Origin of the sequence: Burkholderia sp. MS455, from assembly GCF_016899445.1 — a bacterium.
GTDB lineage: Bacteria > Pseudomonadota > Gammaproteobacteria > Burkholderiales > Burkholderiaceae > Burkholderia > Burkholderia pyrrocinia_C.
Window position 1 is genome coordinate 741,508 of sequence record NZ_CP041777.1, and the last position, 15,587, is coordinate 757,094.

The 15,587-nt window shown below is 63.5% G+C and carries 16 protein-coding genes and 1 pseudogene; 8 read left to right on the forward strand and 9 right to left on the reverse strand.

The window, feature by feature from the left end; translation table 11 throughout:
* Nucleotide 1: 1 nt before the first annotated feature.
* Entirely contained in the window at nt 2-1,402 is a 1,401-nt protein-coding gene (locus FPJ27_RS03045; protein ID WP_072437800.1) for a cytochrome ubiquinol oxidase subunit I, read from the reverse strand.
* 422 nt (nt 1,403-1,824) lie between these two features.
* Here FPJ27_RS03045 and fdhD point away from each other — a divergent pair, with 422 nt between their 5' ends.
* From fdhD to moaD, 5 genes and pseudogenes are all read left to right on the forward strand, one after another.
* Complete coding sequence (gene fdhD / locus FPJ27_RS03050; RefSeq protein ID WP_204420802.1) at nt 1,825-2,697, forward strand: formate dehydrogenase accessory sulfurtransferase FdhD; 873 nt, start codon at nt 1,825-1,827, stop codon at nt 2,695-2,697.
* Nucleotides 2,694-3,908: a gephyrin-like molybdotransferase Glp gene (gene glp / locus FPJ27_RS03055; RefSeq protein WP_204420803.1), complete on the forward strand. Its 1,215-nt coding sequence runs from the start codon at nt 2,694-2,696 to the stop codon at nt 3,906-3,908. Before fdhD ends, glp begins: the two co-directional genes overlap by 4 nt.
* Nucleotides 3,909-4,107: 199 nt before the next feature.
* Nucleotides 4,108-5,232, forward strand: a complete 1,125-nt coding sequence (gene moaA / locus FPJ27_RS03060; RefSeq protein WP_175961805.1) for a GTP 3',8-cyclase MoaA — start codon at nt 4,108-4,110, stop codon at nt 5,230-5,232.
* Nucleotides 5,233-5,278: 46 nt separating this feature from the next.
* Complete coding sequence (locus FPJ27_RS03065; RefSeq protein ID WP_072437796.1) at nt 5,279-5,851, forward strand: molybdenum cofactor biosynthesis protein MoaE; 573 nt, start codon at nt 5,279-5,281, stop codon at nt 5,849-5,851.
* Nucleotides 5,852-5,894: 43 nt separating this feature from the next.
* Nucleotides 5,895-6,153, forward strand: a pseudogene (gene moaD / locus FPJ27_RS03070) (molybdopterin converting factor subunit 1).
* A gap of 248 nt (nt 6,154-6,401) precedes the next feature.
* On the opposite strand, the gene FPJ27_RS03075 reads toward moaD, so the two are convergent.
* Genes FPJ27_RS03075 through FPJ27_RS03085 form a run of 3 tightly spaced genes read right to left on the reverse strand, consistent with a single transcriptional unit; the run spans nt 6,402 to nt 8,544 of the window.
* Nucleotides 6,402-7,001, reverse strand: coding sequence for an NADPH-dependent F420 reductase (locus tag FPJ27_RS03075; protein ID WP_072437795.1), 600 nt, complete (start codon nt 6,999-7,001; stop codon nt 6,402-6,404).
* A gap of 28 nt (nt 7,002-7,029) precedes the next feature.
* Complete coding sequence (locus FPJ27_RS03080; protein ID WP_204420804.1) at nt 7,030-7,797, reverse strand: SDR family oxidoreductase; 768 nt, start codon at nt 7,795-7,797, stop codon at nt 7,030-7,032.
* Nucleotides 7,798-7,809: 12 nt separating this feature from the next.
* On the reverse strand, nt 7,810-8,544 hold the full coding sequence (locus tag FPJ27_RS03085) for an SDR family oxidoreductase (RefSeq protein ID WP_204420805.1): 735 nt from the start codon (nt 8,542-8,544) through the stop codon (nt 7,810-7,812).
* Nucleotides 8,545-8,649: 105 nt separating this feature from the next.
* On the opposite strand from FPJ27_RS03085, the gene FPJ27_RS03090 reads away from it, so the two are divergent.
* Nucleotides 8,650-9,663 carry a LysR family transcriptional regulator gene (locus FPJ27_RS03090; protein ID WP_204420806.1) on the forward strand — a complete coding sequence of 338 codons (1,014 nt, stop codon included), beginning with the start codon at nt 8,650-8,652 and terminating at the stop codon, nt 9,661-9,663.
* Between the two features lie 277 nt (nt 9,664-9,940).
* On the opposite strand, the gene FPJ27_RS03095 is transcribed toward FPJ27_RS03090, so the two are convergent.
* A complete protein-coding gene (locus FPJ27_RS03095; RefSeq protein WP_175961811.1) occupies nt 9,941-10,168 on the reverse strand; it encodes a hypothetical protein in 228 nt (75 codons plus the stop codon).
* Nucleotides 10,165-10,563, reverse strand: a complete 399-nt coding sequence (locus FPJ27_RS03100) for a hypothetical protein (RefSeq protein WP_175961812.1) — start codon at nt 10,561-10,563, stop codon at nt 10,165-10,167. The genes FPJ27_RS03095 and FPJ27_RS03100 overlap by 4 nt, the downstream gene beginning before the upstream one ends.
* 322 nt (nt 10,564-10,885) lie before the next feature.
* Here FPJ27_RS03100 and FPJ27_RS03105 point away from each other — a divergent pair, with 322 nt between their 5' ends.
* On the forward strand, nt 10,886-11,095 hold the full coding sequence (locus FPJ27_RS03105) for a hypothetical protein (RefSeq protein ID WP_204420807.1): 210 nt from the start codon (nt 10,886-10,888) through the stop codon (nt 11,093-11,095).
* A gap of 231 nt (nt 11,096-11,326) precedes the next feature.
* Nucleotides 11,327-12,349: a PHB depolymerase family esterase gene (locus tag FPJ27_RS03110; protein WP_204420808.1), complete on the forward strand. Its 1,023-nt coding sequence runs from the start codon at nt 11,327-11,329 to the stop codon at nt 12,347-12,349.
* A gap of 396 nt (nt 12,350-12,745) precedes the next feature.
* On the opposite strand, the gene FPJ27_RS03115 is transcribed toward FPJ27_RS03110, so the two are convergent.
* From FPJ27_RS03115 to FPJ27_RS03125, 3 genes are all read right to left on the reverse strand, one after another.
* On the reverse strand, nt 12,746-13,603 hold the full coding sequence (locus tag FPJ27_RS03115) for an SDR family NAD(P)-dependent oxidoreductase (RefSeq protein ID WP_204420809.1): 858 nt from the start codon (nt 13,601-13,603) through the stop codon (nt 12,746-12,748).
* Nucleotides 13,604-13,724: 121 nt separating this feature from the next.
* Nucleotides 13,725-14,594 (reverse strand): SDR family NAD(P)-dependent oxidoreductase, encoded by an 870-nt coding sequence (locus FPJ27_RS03120; protein WP_204420810.1) that lies wholly within the window; start codon nt 14,592-14,594, stop codon nt 13,725-13,727.
* Nucleotides 14,581-15,501 (reverse strand): alpha/beta fold hydrolase, encoded by a 921-nt coding sequence (locus FPJ27_RS03125; RefSeq protein WP_204420811.1) that lies wholly within the window; start codon nt 15,499-15,501, stop codon nt 14,581-14,583. The genes FPJ27_RS03120 and FPJ27_RS03125 overlap by 14 nt, the downstream gene beginning before the upstream one ends.
* Nucleotides 15,502-15,587 lie beyond the last annotated feature (86 nt).

The window sequence follows — 15,587 nt, forward strand, 5'->3', positions numbered from 1 at the left end:
GTTACTCCGCTTCGGTGACGTTCAGCGGCGTGGACAGCGCGCTCTTGCGCAGCCCCGGATGCCGGTGCAGCTCGATGTACCCGGCCTGGGCGGCCGGCCCGCGCTTCATCAGTTTCATCATGTAATAGATACCCGTTCCGAACACCAGGAAATACACGACCACGAAGATCAGCAGCGACACGCCGACCTGCTGCGCGCTGAGCGGCGCGACCGAATCGACGGTGCGCAGCACGCCGTACACGGTCCACGGCTGCCGTCCGACCTCGGTCGTGATCCAGCCGGCCAGCAGCGCGACGATGCCCGACGGCCCCATGCCCACCACGAACCACTGGAACCAGCGCGTTTCATACAGGCGCCCGCCCTTTCTCAGCAGCAGCCCGAGCAGCGCGGTCAGCAGCATCAGCATCCCGAGGCCCGCCATGATCCGGAACGTCCAGAACACGATCGGCGAATACGGGCGGTCCTGCGGCGGGAATTCCTTCAGCCCGCGGATTTCGCCATCCCAGCTGTGCGTAAGGATCAGGCTGCCGAGGTGCGGCACCTGGATCGCATAGCGTGTGGTTTCGGCCTGCATGTCGGGCAGCCCGACGAGGTTCAGCGCGGTGCCGCCCTTCTCGGTTTCCCACAGCCCCTCGATCGCCGCGATCTTCGCCGGCTGATATTCGCGCGTGTTCAGCCCGTGCGCGTCGCCGACGACGATCTGGATCGGCGCGAGCAGCAGCAGCATCCACAGCGCCATCGAGAAGCTGCGCTTCACCGGCTCGTCGCGGCGCCCCTTCAGCAGGTGCCACGCGCCGCACGCGGCGACGATGAAGCCCGCGACGATGAACGCCGCGATCGTCATGTGCACGAGACGGTACGGGAACGACGGATTGAAGATGATCTTGAACCAGTCGACCGGCACGACGAGGCCGTTCTCGATTTTGTAGCCCTGCGGCGTCTGCATGAAACTGTTCGACGCGAGAATCCAGAACGTCGAGATCAGCGTGCCGACCGCGACCATCAGCGTCGCGAAGAAGTGCGCGCGCGGGCTCACGCGCTGCCAGCCGAACAGCATCACGCCGAGGAAGCCGGCTTCGAGGAAGAACGCCGTCAGCACTTCATACGTGAGCAGCGGCCCCGTGATGTTGCCGGCGACGCGCGAGAAGCCGGCCCAGTTCGTGCCGAACTCGTATGCCATCACGACGCCGGACACCACCCCCATCCCGAAGCCGATCGCGAAGATCTTCGACCAGAACTGGAACATGGATTTGTAGGCGGCGTCGCCGGTGACGAGATAACGCCATTCCAGCACCGCCAGGAAGCTCGCCATGCCGATGCTGATCGCGGGAAACACGATGTGGAACGACACCGTGAACGCGAATTGCAATCGTGCGAGATGGAACGCATCGAAGATTTCCATGACCGTAATTTGCTCGTGATTGTGAAAACGTCCGCCCGAAGCAGGAAATCGCGCGACGGCTTCGCGACAACACATGCGAACACAAACGATCGCTCGCATGGCATCGAAGCGTGAACGACGATATCGCGTTTGCCACGATACTCGCAATCGCGCGAACGCGTCCTGAAACTGTGCTTTCCGTCCCGGCAAAGATGTGTGTCCGGAAAAGACACAACCGGCGCCGGGCGTCGCAAGCTGTACTGCTTTCCGCGTTGCGACGCTGTGCCTGCGGCGCGCTGTTCACCGCCCTTACCATGTGATGCAACGCCTGCCCGCGGCGACGGTGCGCCCCTCGGCGCCCGCCCGGCAGCATCGATTTCCGTCGCCCGGCATACGCGCCGGGCCCGGCCGGCACGCCGGCCGATCCGCCTGGAGAAAAACGCATGGAGTCCTGCACCCGCCGCGACGATCCGACCGGCAGCACCGCGTGTCATGTGACGCGCCATCGTGCCGGCGAAACGCGCGACACCGTCGATCGCGTCGTCGACGAAACGCCGGTTGCACTCGTGTTCAACGGCATCTCGCACACGGTCATGATGGCGACGCCGATCGACCTCGACGCGTTCGGGCTCGGCTTCGCGTTGAGCGAAGGCATCGTCGAGCGCGCGTCCGACGTGTTCGACATCGAGAGCGAATGCCGGCCCGGCAGCGCCGAAGTGCGGCTCACCGTGTCGCAGCAGGCGTTCATGGCACTGAAGGCGCACCGCCGCGCGCTGGCCGGCCGCACGGGCTGCGGCGTATGCGGGATCGAAAGCATCGCGCAGCTCGATCTGCACCCGCCGCGCATCGATGCCGCCGGCGCGGCCGCAGGCATCGGCGCCGACGCGATCGCACGCGCCGCGCGCGCGTTGCCGGCCCACCAGACGCTGATGCGCGAGACGGGCGGCATCCACGCGGCCGCATGGTGCGACCGCGGCGGCGCCGTGCTCGACGTGTTCGAGGATGTCGGCCGCCACAACGCACTCGACAAGCTGATCGGCCGGCTCGCGCGGCGCCGCGCCGACTTGCGCGCAGGTTTCGTGTTCCTGTCGAGCCGCGCGAGCTACGAACTGGTGCGCAAGGCCGCTCGGGTCGGCATCCCGATGATCGCGACGATCTCGGCGCCGACGTCGCTGGCAATCGACGTCGCCCGCGAAGCCGGCGTGCGGCTGCTCGGCTTCTGCCGCAACGACGGCTTCGTCGAATACGTGTCGCCCGACGCCGCCCATCCCGACCAACCGGCGCTTTCGCAAGCGCATCCGGCTCTCTCGTCATGAAACAACTGATCGATTTCGACACCGCCCAGCAGCATTTCGCCGGCGCGTTCGCGCCGCCAGACGCGGTCGTTTCCATGCCCGTCGCGGACGCGGCCGGCCACGTGCTGGCCGCACCGTTAACCGCCGTGCTCGACCAGCCGCCGGCCGACCAGAGTGCGATGGACGGCTACGCCGTGCGTCACGCGGATCTCGCGCACGGCGAGCCGCTGCGCGTCGCGCAGCGCTGCTATGCGGGCGACACGCCCGCGTCGCTGGCCGCGCGCACGGCCGCACGCATCTTCACCGGCAGCCTGATTCCGCCCGGCGCCGACACCGTCGTGATGCAGGAGCATGCGCACGAACAGGACGGCTGGGTCGCATTCGACGCGCCGCAGCGCAGCGGCTCGCACATCCGCCGCCGGGGCGAGGAAGTGCGTGCCGGCGACCTGCTCGTGCCGGCCGGCGTGCGGATGGGCGCGATGCACGTCGGCGTGGCCGCCGCGCAAGGTTTCGCGCGCATCGGCGTGCGCCCGGCGCTGCGCGTCGGCATCCTGACGACCGGCGACGAACTCGTCGCGTGCGGCCAGCCGCGTGCGCCGCAGCAGATCTACAACAGCAATGCGCCGATGCTCGCCGCGCTGGTATCGGGAACCGGTGCCGGCGTTGCGATGAGCCTGCATGCGGCCGATACGGCGCCCGCCGTCGATCGTGCGCTGCGCGACCTGCACGCGTGTTGCGACCTGGTGATCTGCGTCGGCGGCGCGTCGGTCGGCGACAAGGACCTGCTGCGCCCCGCGCTGGCCGCGCTCGGCGCATCGTTCGTCGTCGGCGGCGTGCGCATGAAACCCGGCAAGCCGGTCGCGCTCGCGCGGCTCGACGCGCGGCCCGTCGTGCTGCTGCCCGGCAATCCGGGCGCCGCGATGACGGCATTCGCGCTGTTCGTCGCGCCGCTGATCCGCTGCCTGCAGGGGCGCGACGCGTGCGTGCCGATCGTGCCGTCGCTGCCGGTCGACATCGACTTCGAGCCGGATGCGCAGCGCGAGCGCTTCGTGCGCGTGCGCCGCACCATCGGCGCCGACGGCTCGGCCGTGCTCGACACGCTGCGGCAGCAAGGCGCCGGCACGCTGCAATCGCTCGTGCAGGCGAGCGGGCTCGCGCGGCTGCCGGCCGGGAAGCGCATCGCGCGCGGCGACGCGGTGCCGTATTACGAATTCGCGCATTGGCTCGCATGATCGCGACGCCGGATAGCCGCCCGATGCCGCGCATTCGCCGCGCACCCCGTACGGCGAACTGTATTCCTGCAATTCGGGCGCGATTGTGTCCCTGCCGCAAAAGTCCGGCGGACTATGCTCACGATGAGGCTCGCCACGACCTGTGCGCCGATACGTCGGCACGCGCGCGGCCGATCGGCGACGCCCACCCGCTTACTTCATGCAGGCCGACGACCCGATCGTGAATGCCATCGTTTCCGCCGCGCCGGCCGCCGCCGCATCCTCCGGCGGCGCATCGCCCGGCGCCTTTCCCCGCACGACCGACACGCTCGGCCGCCCGCTGCGCGACCTGCGCCTGTCCGTCATCGACCAGTGCAATTTCCGCTGCGGCTACTGCATGCCGCGCGAAAGCTTCGGCGCCGGCTATGCATTCATGCCGTCGTCCGAGCGGCTGTCGTTCGCGCAACTGGAAAAGATCGCACGCGCGTTCACGTCGCTCGGCGTCGAAAAAATCCGCATCACCGGCGGCGAGCCGCTGTTGCGCCGCAATCTCGAGGCGCTGATCGAACGGCTCGCGGCACTGACGACCGTCGACGGCAAGCCCGTCGAAATCGCGCTGACGACCAACGGTTCGCTGCTCGCCGCGAAAGCACGCGCGCTGCGCGACGCCGGGCTGTCGCGCGTGACCGTCAGCCTCGATGCGCTCGACGACGCGGTGTTCCGCCGGATGAGCGACGCCGACGTGCCCGTGTCGCGCGTGCTGGCCGGCATCGAAGCCGCGCATGCGGCCGGGCTCGCGCCGGTCAAGGTCAACGCGGTGATCGAACGCGGCGCGAACGACGACCAGATCCTGCCGCTCGTGCGTCACTTCCGGCATAGCGGCGTGGCCGTGCGCTTCATCGAATACATGGACGTCGGCGGCGCGAGCTTCTGGTCCGGCGACAAGGTCGTGCCGGCCGCGCGGATGCGCGAGCTGATCGACGAGCACTATCCGCTCGTGCTGGTCGGCGAACCTGGGCACGACGCGACCGCGATCCGTTGCGCGCACATCGACGGCGCCGGCGAGGTCGGCTTCATCGCGAGCGTGTCGCATCCGTTCTGCGGCACCTGCTCGCGCGCACGCGTGTCGGCCGACGGCAAGCTTTATACGTGCCTGTTCGCGACCCAGGGCACCGACCTGCGGCCGTGGCTCGACGACGCGGCGCCGGTCGACACGCTCGCCGCCGCCGTGCGCGATCGCTGGACGCGGCGCGACGACCGCTATTCCGAGCGCCGGGCCGCACGGCCGGCTCGTGCGCCGGGCAAGACCTATCCGACCGTGCGCATGTCGCTCGTCGGCGGCTGACGGGCCGCCGCGCGATACGGGGCGCACCGCCTACAGGAGAACCGTGATGACGAGCTTCACCGAATCCCGCGCCGGACTGCCGGACGATCCGCTGCGCGCCGCCAGCCATTCCCATTCCGCCGACGCCACCGAGCCGAACACCGAGCCGCCGCCGGCGATTGCCGCCGGCTTCGAAGTGCGCGTGCAGTACGCTGCGATCGACGCGGGTGCCGAGCTAGCACCGATCGTTCGCAATCCGAATGTCGGCGCGGTCGTGAATTTCCTCGGTGTCGTGCGTAACGAAGGCGACGTCGACGACGTCATCGCGCTCGAGGTCGAGCACTATCCGACGATGACCGAACAGGCCCTGTGGAGCATCGTCGAGGAAGCCAGCGCGCGCTGGCGGCTCGAAGCGGTCAGGATCGTGCACCGCGTCGGGCGCATTCCGCTCGGCCAGGCGGTCGTGCTGGTCGTGGTGGCTGCCGCGCATCGCGGGTCCGCGTTCGATGCATGCGAATTCCTGATGGACTTCCTGAAGACCCACGCACCGTTCTGGAAGAAGGAGATCCGGCACGACGGCGAATCCGGCTGGGTCGAGGCGAAGGCGCACGACGACCAGGCAATGCGGCGCTGGGGCTGACCGCGCCCGCTTCGCGTTTTCCGATTCCATTCAAGACATCGCGATGAAACTGACAATCAAATACTTTGCAAGCATTCGCGAGCAACTCGATACCGATGAGGAAATCGTCGAGATCGATGCGCGCGAACTTACCGTCGATGCGCTGCGCAGCACGCTGGCCGCGCGCGACGCGCGCAGCGCCGAAGCGCTGCGGATGGACCGGCCCGTGCGGGCGGCCGTCAATCTCGAGATGGTGACGGGCGGATTCGTCGTGCGGGAGGATAGCGAGGTGGCGTTTTTTTCCGCCGGTGACGGGCGGGTGACATGATGATGGGCCGCAATTCGTCACGACGTCGACGGCCCCGTGCAGCACACGCCCGCGGGTTTCGAGAATTACCGCCGGGCGGTCGGCGTCGCGGCGCGGCTGAAGGATTTCGGCGTGCCCGGCGTGTTCACCGGGATCACGGTGTTCATGCGACTGGTGGCCATGATCACGGGGCCGTTGCATCGACGGGTTGAGTCCGCACCGGTAATCGGCCATTCGACTCGGCGAAATCGCCGGAAGCCGTTGTCATCGGTCGAACTTGATCAAGTCCTTGAAGATCAGCCGACCCCAGCTTTTCCCGCGCGCATGCACAAGCAGTCCACCTTCCGAAAGCCCGCCAAGTTCGATTGGCGCGAAACCGAGATTTTCCGCAAGCTCGCCAATCTTCGCTGCGGCGCCGTCATCGTCGCTCGCGAGGAACACGACTCTCCTGCCACCGTGGACGGCCGGATCCTGACCAAGGACGGCCGCGACCAGATGGTTGAAGCCTTTCACCAGCCTGGCTCCGGTGAACACCTTCGCGACGAAAGCAGAGGACGGGAGACCGCTCAGTTCCTCAAGCGGGGCCTGCGTGTTCATCGCGTCGACGATGGTCTTCCCCGTCCAGTCGGGCAGTGCTTTTGCGACCTCCGGGTGCGACTCGAAACGAACTGCCAGAAAGATGATGTCCGCCTTGACGGCTTCAGTCAGGGTTTTGGGAACAATCGTGGGTCCGATCGCGGCTGCCTCGGCTGCAAAGCTTTTCGGGTCGCGCGTGGTTGCAACGGCTACTTCGATACCGTTACGGGCGAACGCCCTGGCCAGCGCCTGGCCGATCTTGCCGAAGCCGATGATTGCGTAGCTCATGAGTTCCTCCTTCGGTTTTTCGGTGCGATCAGAGCTTGTAGCCGCCGCTCGCTTCGATCGTCTGGCCAGTCACCCAATGGCCATCATCGGAAGCCAGGAACGCCACGACGGCGGCGATTTCCGAGGGCTCGCCGCAGCGCCCCAGCGCGATTTGGGCCTCGAGCGCCTTGACGAGTTCGGGGTTCTCCCGCAAGGCTGCGTTCGCATCCGTTCGCGTGTAGCCCGGCGCCACGGCGTTCGCGGTGATGCCACGCGGCCCCAGCTCGATTGCGAGCGTATGGGTCAGGGTGTTGATGGCCGCTTTCGCCATCGAGTAGACGGGCGCAGCCGTCACGGGCTTCGTTGCGGCAGCGGAAGAAATGTTGATGATGCGTCCACCATCGGCGAGACGATCGAGAGCGGCCTGAATGATGAAGAAGGGCGCGCGGGCGTAGACCGCCATCAGGGTGTCCCAACTCTCCGGCGTCGCGTCCTTGAAGCCAACCCAGCCGGAATTGCCAGCGTTGTTGACCAGAATGTCGAGGGCCTTGCTTCCGTTGCGCCTGGTGAACTCGTCGTCAAGTCTCTCGAACAAGGCCGGGACGGTCGCCGGGTCGACGAGATCCGCATGGATCGCGAACGCGGTGCCACCCGCTTTCTCGATGGCCGCGACCGCCTCGTCTGCGCCGGATTTGCTGGCATTGTAGGTCAGCGCGACCAACGCGCCGTCCTTTGCAAGACGTTCGGCGATGGCGCGGCCAATGCCCCGCGATGCCCCGGTAACGAGAGCTGTTTTGCCCTTTAGAGATTGTGTCATTCGTTTATTTCCTCAGAGTTGTGCGAGGCCACCGTCAACGGCGATCTCGCTGGCGGTCATGAAGCTGCTGTCCGACGACGCAAGAAAGGCGGCCACCGCCCCGATCTCCGCCGGATCGGCCATACGCTGGAGCGGATTGAGCGAAGCGAAGACCTTCATGCCTTCCTCGCCTAGCGCTTCCTTCGCGAGTTCGGTCGCGGTCGGCCCAGGGGACAGCACGTTCACCCGGATACCGGTGCCCTTCAGGTCCTCTGCCCAGGTCCGTGCGAGGTTGCGCACGGCCGCCTTGCTCGCGCTGTAGGCGCTGAATGCCGGGGCGCCCGTGGTGCCGGCGCTCGATCCGGTCAGGATGATCGAACCGCCCTGGCCCATCAGAGGCAGCGCCTTCTGGACCGTGAAGATCGAACCCTTCACGTTGGTGTCGAAGATTTCGTCGATGTGCGCGGCGGTAATCTTGCCGAGTGGCAGCTGGCTTCCCGCCCCGGCATTGGCGAAGACGACGTCAAGGGTTCCGCGCTCGGCCTTCACCGCCGCGTAGAGCCGGTCGAGGTCGGCCAGATCGGAGACCGAGCCATTCACTGCGCGGGCATTGGGCCCGAGGTCGGCCACGGCGGCATCGAGTGCTTCCTGCCGGCGGCCGAAGATGAAGACGAAGGCGCCCTCCTCTATGAAGCGCTTTGCCGCGGCGCGGCCGATGCCGGTAGCGCCACCGGTGATCACCGCGGTCTTTCCATTCAGTCTGTTCATGCCCTGCATCCTTCGAAACAAAAGCGACAAACCGATTCTGAGGCCCTTGATTCATAAAGCCAATTGACTGAATATCTATAGATACCATCTACTTTCTAGATAAATATGTTGGACAACGTCACCATCAATCAACTTCGGGCATTCGTCGCCGTGTGTGACCAGGGGAGCTTTTCCGGAGCGGCACGGCAGCTAAGGCGTGCACAGTCCGCGATCAGTCATGCGATCAGCTCACTCGAGAGCGCCTTCGATGTGGTGCTGTTCGAGCGCAACACTCGCAAAGCGACGCTGACGGCCGCGGGCCGCAGCCTCCTGCCTGACGCGCGTGGGGTGATCTCACGCACCGAGGAAATGAAGATGCGTGCGGTTGCGATTGCCGAAGCCGGGGTCCCACAGGTCTCGATTGCCGTGGACACCTATTTCCCGCGTGCGCACCTGATCGAATGCCTGCGCGCCTTGCAGGCGGACTTTCCAACGGTTGCAATCAATCTGCGCATGACAACCATGCAGGGCGGCGAGCGTTTGGTTCTCGAAGGCACGTGCGCATTGGCGGTGACGATCACGGACGTGCCGGAGCTGAGCCCCGGCACCATAGAAAGGCAGCATCTATGCGACTCGCAAATGGTGACCGTCTGTGCACCATCGCATCCGCTGGCCTCGATCGCGGGGCCAATCCCGCGGGAGGAATTTGGCCGGCACATCCAGCTTGTTGTAACGGACAATCAGCCCGATGCGGAAAAGACACAACAGGGGGTCGCCAGTGAACGCCAGTGGTGGGTGAATGACCTCGGCGCGAAGCACGATCTGCTCAGGGGAGGCTTGTGCTGGGGCCACATGCCGCGCCATATGGTCGATGAAGACCTCGCGAAGGGAACGCTGGTCGAACTCCAACGGCGCGCATGGCACATGCGTCCTCTCACCTTCATGATCTCGCTGCGGCGCGGGTACTCGATTTCCGAATGCGAGGCACGACTCGTTGAGCGTCTAGGCGATCGCCAGAGCTGCCCGAAGGATGCTACCCCGAGCCCGGTCTTGCACAAAACTAAAAAAGCCAGAAAGCCCGCCAAGCCTGAGGAGCAACCGGTACGGCCTGTCGCTCCTCGGCGGACGTCCGCAAAGTAGATGGCCGGAAGTCCGCTTTCTGGAAGCTTCGATGGCAGCAATGCTCAGAATCGAGCCAGTCGGCTCCTTGAGAATCAACCGGCGGAAACGGGTGGCGGATTCGGCCGGCTGCATCGGGCGGCGGTCGGCTCCGGATTCAACCCGTCAATTCCGCAGAGCTGTCATTCAGACGGCTGGTTCGCTCTGGAACCTGCCAGATGGGGACGCTTGAATGTCGAAAGGCGCACCGCACAGCTTGACTGTAACGGGTACGCCTTCTCAAGTTGGTCGATAGCAATCACTCAGAACGCTGAGCCAGTTGTTTTTTTGCTTCGAGCTGTTGCCTCGATAGAAGGTCAGCTTTCTGCCCCAACTGCTTCTTCGATTCCAACTGCTGTCTCGATACCAAGTCGGCTTTTTGCGCTAATTGTTTCTTTGCTTCGAGCTGTTGCTTTGATTGGAGGTCAGCTTTCTGCGCCAATTGCTTCTTTGCTTCCAATTGCAACGCAACGATATTTTGGCTCATAATGGCTCCGATTGTTTAAACGTCGGGATCTTCGAAATAACAAACGCCTTCTGCTCGTGCGTAAGGTTTTCGAGTAGTGCCTGTGGTGTCAAGGCTTTGGGGTCAAACGCACAACCTTCGGTAAGGCTTGGGTTCTCTCCTTTTTGCAAGCGCCGGACCTGTTCATCGAATCCCGCCTGACAAAGGTTGGAAAGTGGACATGAAAGGCATGGTGTGCGGTCCCTCGTTGCCGGTAGGTACTTTTGTTCGCTAATGCAATACTCTTCGAACTCGGGCCCGGCATACAGACTGGATGCAGGATAGCTGAACGTATGTTGTTCTTTCAAAATTTCCTCCAGAGTGGGGCGTCGGCATCCGTCTGCGATAGTCAAACCGATGTACCATTCCCGCAGCATAGATTTCCGTCCGGGAAAGTAATTTCGACTCGGATTACCTTTGCAACAATAGACATTTTTAGCAAGTTCGCACTAAGGAATACCCTAGCAAAATTCGTGAATTTTCCGTGTGTTATTGCACAAACGCAAAATTCACTCATTCGGTCGGATTTTGTTACTGCGATGTATAGCGAAAATTTAACGACTGATTGCGGTATGAAGACGGTCATCGCGATATCGCGAGTTCGACTGTCTGTTCAGGGTCGGTTGAGCCAGTCGCGGTTTGTCGGAGCGGGCACCGACCGGGTTGAATCCGCAGCCAACAAGAGCCGGTCGAGTTTGCATGCAAAACGGTACAAAACCGTCGATTGCGTTGCGCCGCAATCGAAGACGCCTGGATGCCCCGGATGACAGCAATACGACGACGTTGCAAATCTCACACACAAAAAAGAATACGGGGTTGACGGTTTTTTACGTCGATGATGCTTCATCATACGAATTCGCACCCCACTCAAGCCTTCAAACGCGCCAGATCGGCACAGTGGCGGCATGACGATGACGGAGCCGCGGAAATCGGCCATCGATATGTCGCCTATATCGTGGTCGCCGCGGCGGCTGTTGTCGGTCCGATCGAGGTTGCAGCCCTTCGTGCGGGATGCGTGACCGCGTACGCAACGTACCGGGCCGAGCGCATTGCACAGCCGCGACGAACGGCAAGGTTTCTCGGCAAGTCGTCCTTTCGCTCGACGTCCGTTTCATTCGCTATGCCACAGGAGGTATCACGATGAAATTGCATCCTCGCGTCGCCATTACCGCTCTCGCGCTCGCTGCTGCCCTGACCCATGCCGCGCTGGCCGCTGATGCGCTGCCGTCGTACCACGGTGACCCGTCGCAGACGTCGGTGTCCGGCCTGTCGTCGGGCGCCTTCATGGCGGTCCAGTACCAGGTCGCGTACTCCGGTTCCGTAGTCGGGGCTGGCGTGGTCGCCGGCGGTCCGTACTACTGCGCGGCAGGGAGCTTGTTTAACGCCTCGATCTGCATGGGGCAGGTACCGTTCGTTCCGCCGAACTCGACGTTGATGGTAACCGCCGCCGCAGGCTTTGCTTCGCTGAATCAGATCGACCCACTATCGAACCTTCAGAAGGCGCGGATCTACGTGTTCAGCGGAACGAAAGACACAGTTGTCTACCAACAGGCAGTCGACTCGACAGTGTCGTTCTTCAAGGAGGCCGGCGTCCCTGCGTCGAACCTGAAGTACGTGAATAACGTGCCGGCTGGTCACGCATTCATTGCACCGTCGTTCGGCAATGTGTGTGCTGACAATGCGCCTCCATACATCAGCCACTGCGAGGTCGACAAGCAGAGGTACGACCAGGCCGGCGCGTTGCTGCAGTACATCTACGGTCCATTAAAGCCGCCAGCAAAGAGCCTGACCGGGAGAATCGTGCCGTTCAGTCAGCGCGAATTCGCAGCATCTGCGACCGGCATGGCGGACACGGGGTTCGTCTACGTGCCTAAGTCGTGCGATCAGGGAGCGGCGTGCAAGGTTCACGTCGCATTCCATGGATGCAAGCAGTCGGCAGCTGTGGTTGGCGACGATTTCTATGAGAAGACCAACTACAACTACTGGGCCGACACGAACAACATCCTCGTTCTGTATCCGCAGGTGAATGCGTCCACGATCCCGTTCAATCCGCAAGGTTGCTGGGACTGGTTCGGTTATACGGGTCCCGACTACGCGGTGAAATCGGGTTCCCAGCTTACTGCGGTTAACGCCATGGTCGGCCGACTGCTCTCCAAGCCGTAACGCGCGAGCCGGTGTGTGCACGAAAGTGCTCACACGGGGAGTTCAATGCCATACAGAAGAATCCGGACACGGCGAGATTTACGATTCTCACGAATCCTTCCGCGCCGCGACGACAGCCATCTGTACGACCGCATCGGAGCGGATTGACCGTCGCTTGTGGGCCGGGTTGAGCCAGTCGCGGTTTGTCGGGGCGGGCACCGGCCGGGTTCGGCCAGGAGGCGTCATTCTCCAGCACAGTCACATGGCGCGTGGACGTCCGCTCCGCGCTAGCAAACGGCCATTGGGAGGCAACCCGATCCTCTCAGTTGCCGGGAGTCTTACGCTAGCGCGCAGCAGCCGTCCTTTCAGACGGAAAGCCGCTCGCCGGCGCTGCCAACATACCGCTCAGAACTCGCGCTAGCTTTGTCGGTCTCGAGCGCGCTCAAGCTCGCGCATCAACTTATGCATTTCATGTTGTCGCCCGAGATGCCAGTCGGTCGCAATGTTGAAGATTCCTCGCGTCCACGAAAACGGTGCCCACCGGAACGGGACGACGATGCGCGGTTGGCGGTCTCGCAGCCCTTTTATGACAGCCCTAGCGACGTCTTCGGGTTGTATCGGTCGCCGCAACGGTGCAGGAAACCCTTTTTCAATCAATTTCGTCGCCAGCGCATTTCCGCCAAAGCCGACCTTGGCAATTGCTGTAGCCACCCATCCCGGATAGAGCACGCTTGCCGTAGACCCGGTGCCGCCAAGTTCGGCGCGCAGTGAACGCGCGAGCATCTCGACTGCGGCTTTGGACGCTGCGTAAGGCGCGTTGACCATGCCGTTCACGAACGCATAGACCGAAGCGGTGACCAGGACCTGGCCTCGATTGCGCACGATCTCCGGCAATGCAGCCTTGATCGTGCGCCAGACACCGAACAGGTCGACCTCGACGATTCGCTCGAACTCCTGCTCATCGCAGCTGTACACGGTGGCGGGCACATCGTGCCATGAGATGCCGGCGTTGGCGAACGCAATGTCGAGGCGACCGAATCTATCGACGGCGCGTTGCACGACGGCCCTGGTGGCGGCAGCATCAGTGACATCGAGCGCCAAGGCGAGCGTGCGCTCGGCGTCAAACTCCGCGGCGAGGCGGTCCACTGAAGCCTGCGTCACATCTGTTAGAACGAGCCGTGCTCCACATGCATGCAACTCACGCGCGGTCGCGGCACCAATGCCGCCTGCAGCACCCGTGATAAGCACGACTTTTCCCTGAAGATCGTAAGCCACTTTGTACTGCTCCTCTGCTATTGAATTTCCATTGCCGCGCAAACGAGGGGCGATGGATGTCGGGCCATCGGCTCCGCTGATCGTGCGAAGCCGATCGGTTCCTGCGGCCACCGGATGCCATTCATTTCGCCGGAGCGTGCGCAGCCGAGTCGTTCCAGCCTGTTGCCGACGCCAGACTGATGGCACGTTCAATGTCCTCGCCGCGAAAGCCAGCGCGTTCGACGAAGCGCCTGAAGAAGCCGGGTGCCTTGGCCACTATCGTGTTCATCTTCGGTACGACGATCATGTCCGCGCGGCGCTCAATGCCTGCCACGATGTCCCGCACGACCTGCTCGCGCGGGATCATCTTCCAGAAGCCTTGATCGTTGCCTCCCCACAATGCCCGGCCGGCAGGATCGGCAACGACATCGTCCATCAGGGGCGTCGGGAAGAACGTCGGATGCGCGCTGCCGACCCCGATTCCCAGATGACGAAGCTCCAGACGGATGCTGTCGCACATCGCCCAGACGCCCGCCTTGCTGGCCGTATAGGACGCCTGTAGCGGCGAATGCACAAACGCGGCCATTGACGAAATCGCCAGCATGTACCCGCGCTGTTGCTGGACGAATGGCAAGCCGGCCCGGAAGGTACGCCACACGCCGTTGAGGTTGATGTCGATGACACGATCAAAAGCGGCCGGATCGATGGTGGCCATCGGGGCCATGGTGTCAATGCCCGCGTTTGCGATGACCACATCGATTTGACCGAAGTGATCCGCCGCATTGGCCATTGCGGCTTCGATGCTTTCGAAATCGCGGACGTCGGCGGTCCAGCCAAGAACGTCAGAAGGGCGGCCGAAGCTGCGAGTTTGCGCCGTGAGCCTGTCTGCCTTCAGGTCGAAAAGTGCGAGACGCGCGCCCCGTGCGTGCAGCGCTTCGGCCAAGGCCGATCCCAGGCCGCCGGTGGAACCGGTAATGGCCACCACCTTGTTCGCCAGCTTATAAGTCGACATGCGCGCCTCCTTGCTTCGTTGGAACGTGACGGTGGAGAAATGCCAGTTGGTCGGCGACCACCTGTTCGAAGTCCTTGCCCACATAGATGTCGAAGTGGCCTGCCCGATACGCGTGCACTTCCCCTTTGGGAGCGCGCCTGGCATACCGTTTCGTCGGCCCCGCCGGAGCGACGGAATCGGCTTCGCAAACGCAAAACAGAATCGGACAGGAAATGTCGCCTGCTTTGCGACCGGGGCGGTGCCGAACGATGTTCAGGCCGAAGCGTGCTGTGACCTGATTGCGAAATGCAGTGCCGTCAGGGACAAGCGCGAGATAGCCGTCCAGGGCATCCGGTGCAGTCATCAACGCGGCAGAACCGGGCGGACCCGCCGTCGGCACCATCACCGGTGCCCTGCCCACGAGGGATAGCAATACATCGCATAGAGCGAGCGCGGTAACCTTGAGCGCGCTACGCCAGTTCAACGCGAACAACGACGCGACCCCGTCCGTGAACGGGCATTGCGCGATGGCAGCGGCAATGGTCCGGTCGCGTGCTGCGGAGAGAATCACATGACCGCCGCCGAAGGATGTTCCCCACAGGACCACCTGATCCGGCCGGAGATTGCTGTGCCCGCGTGCAAAAGCGATCGCACCCGACCAGTCCTCCAGTTGACGATCGATATCGAGCAATTGGCGAGGGGAGCCGTCGCTCGCACCGAAATGTCGATAGTCGAACACGAGGCACGCGTAGCCCTCCGCGCAGAAGCGTTGCGCATAGGCGTCGAGCCGCATTTCCTTGATTCCGCCCAGCCCGTGTGCCATCACGATGACAGGAAACGGGGCCGTCCCCGGAGGCTCGTACAGCCAACCTCGGCAATGTTCACCGCGGCCGCCAGCCACGAACTCGACACTTCTTCGCCCGGCCATGTGTCCCTCCAAGGTGTAAAATCGTAGATTGAAATCCAATGTTGGAATGCATTCTATGTTTGTAGTTCGTTCCAATTAATGAGGGA

What these genes read in the sequence shown, in the direction of transcription:
- FPJ27_RS03045 (WP_072437800.1), bottom strand. Translation starts at nt 1,402, where the DNA reads ATGGAAATCTTCGATGCGTTCCATCTCGCACGATTGCAATTCGCGTTC.
- fdhD (WP_204420802.1), top strand. Translation starts at nt 1,825, where the DNA reads ATGGAGTCCTGCACCCGCCGCGACGATCCGACCGGCAGCACCGCGTGT.
- glp (WP_204420803.1), top strand. Translation starts at nt 2,694, where the DNA reads ATGAAACAACTGATCGATTTCGACACCGCCCAGCAGCATTTCGCCGGC.
- moaA (WP_175961805.1), top strand. Translation starts at nt 4,108, where the DNA reads ATGCAGGCCGACGACCCGATCGTGAATGCCATCGTTTCCGCCGCGCCG.
- FPJ27_RS03065 (WP_072437796.1), top strand. Translation starts at nt 5,279, where the DNA reads ATGACGAGCTTCACCGAATCCCGCGCCGGACTGCCGGACGATCCGCTG.
- FPJ27_RS03075 (WP_072437795.1), bottom strand. Translation starts at nt 7,001, where the DNA reads ATGAGCTACGCAATCATCGGCTTCGGCAAGATCGGCCAGGCGCTGGCC.
- FPJ27_RS03080 (WP_204420804.1), bottom strand. Translation starts at nt 7,797, where the DNA reads ATGACACAATCTCTAAAGGGCAAAACAGCTCTCGTTACCGGGGCATCG.
- FPJ27_RS03085 (WP_204420805.1), bottom strand. Translation starts at nt 8,544, where the DNA reads ATGAACAGACTGAATGGAAAGACCGCGGTGATCACCGGTGGCGCTACC.
- FPJ27_RS03090 (WP_204420806.1), top strand. Translation starts at nt 8,650, where the DNA reads ATGTTGGACAACGTCACCATCAATCAACTTCGGGCATTCGTCGCCGTG.
- FPJ27_RS03095 (WP_175961811.1), bottom strand. Translation starts at nt 10,168, where the DNA reads ATGAGCCAAAATATCGTTGCGTTGCAATTGGAAGCAAAGAAGCAATTG.
- FPJ27_RS03100 (WP_175961812.1), bottom strand. Translation starts at nt 10,563, where the DNA reads ATGCTGCGGGAATGGTACATCGGTTTGACTATCGCAGACGGATGCCGA.
- FPJ27_RS03105 (WP_204420807.1), top strand. Translation starts at nt 10,886, where the DNA reads ATGCAAAACGGTACAAAACCGTCGATTGCGTTGCGCCGCAATCGAAGA.
- FPJ27_RS03110 (WP_204420808.1), top strand. Translation starts at nt 11,327, where the DNA reads ATGAAATTGCATCCTCGCGTCGCCATTACCGCTCTCGCGCTCGCTGCT.
- FPJ27_RS03120 (WP_204420810.1), bottom strand. Translation starts at nt 14,594, where the DNA reads ATGTCGACTTATAAGCTGGCGAACAAGGTGGTGGCCATTACCGGTTCC.
- FPJ27_RS03125 (WP_204420811.1), bottom strand. Translation starts at nt 15,501, where the DNA reads ATGGCCGGGCGAAGAAGTGTCGAGTTCGTGGCTGGCGGCCGCGGTGAA.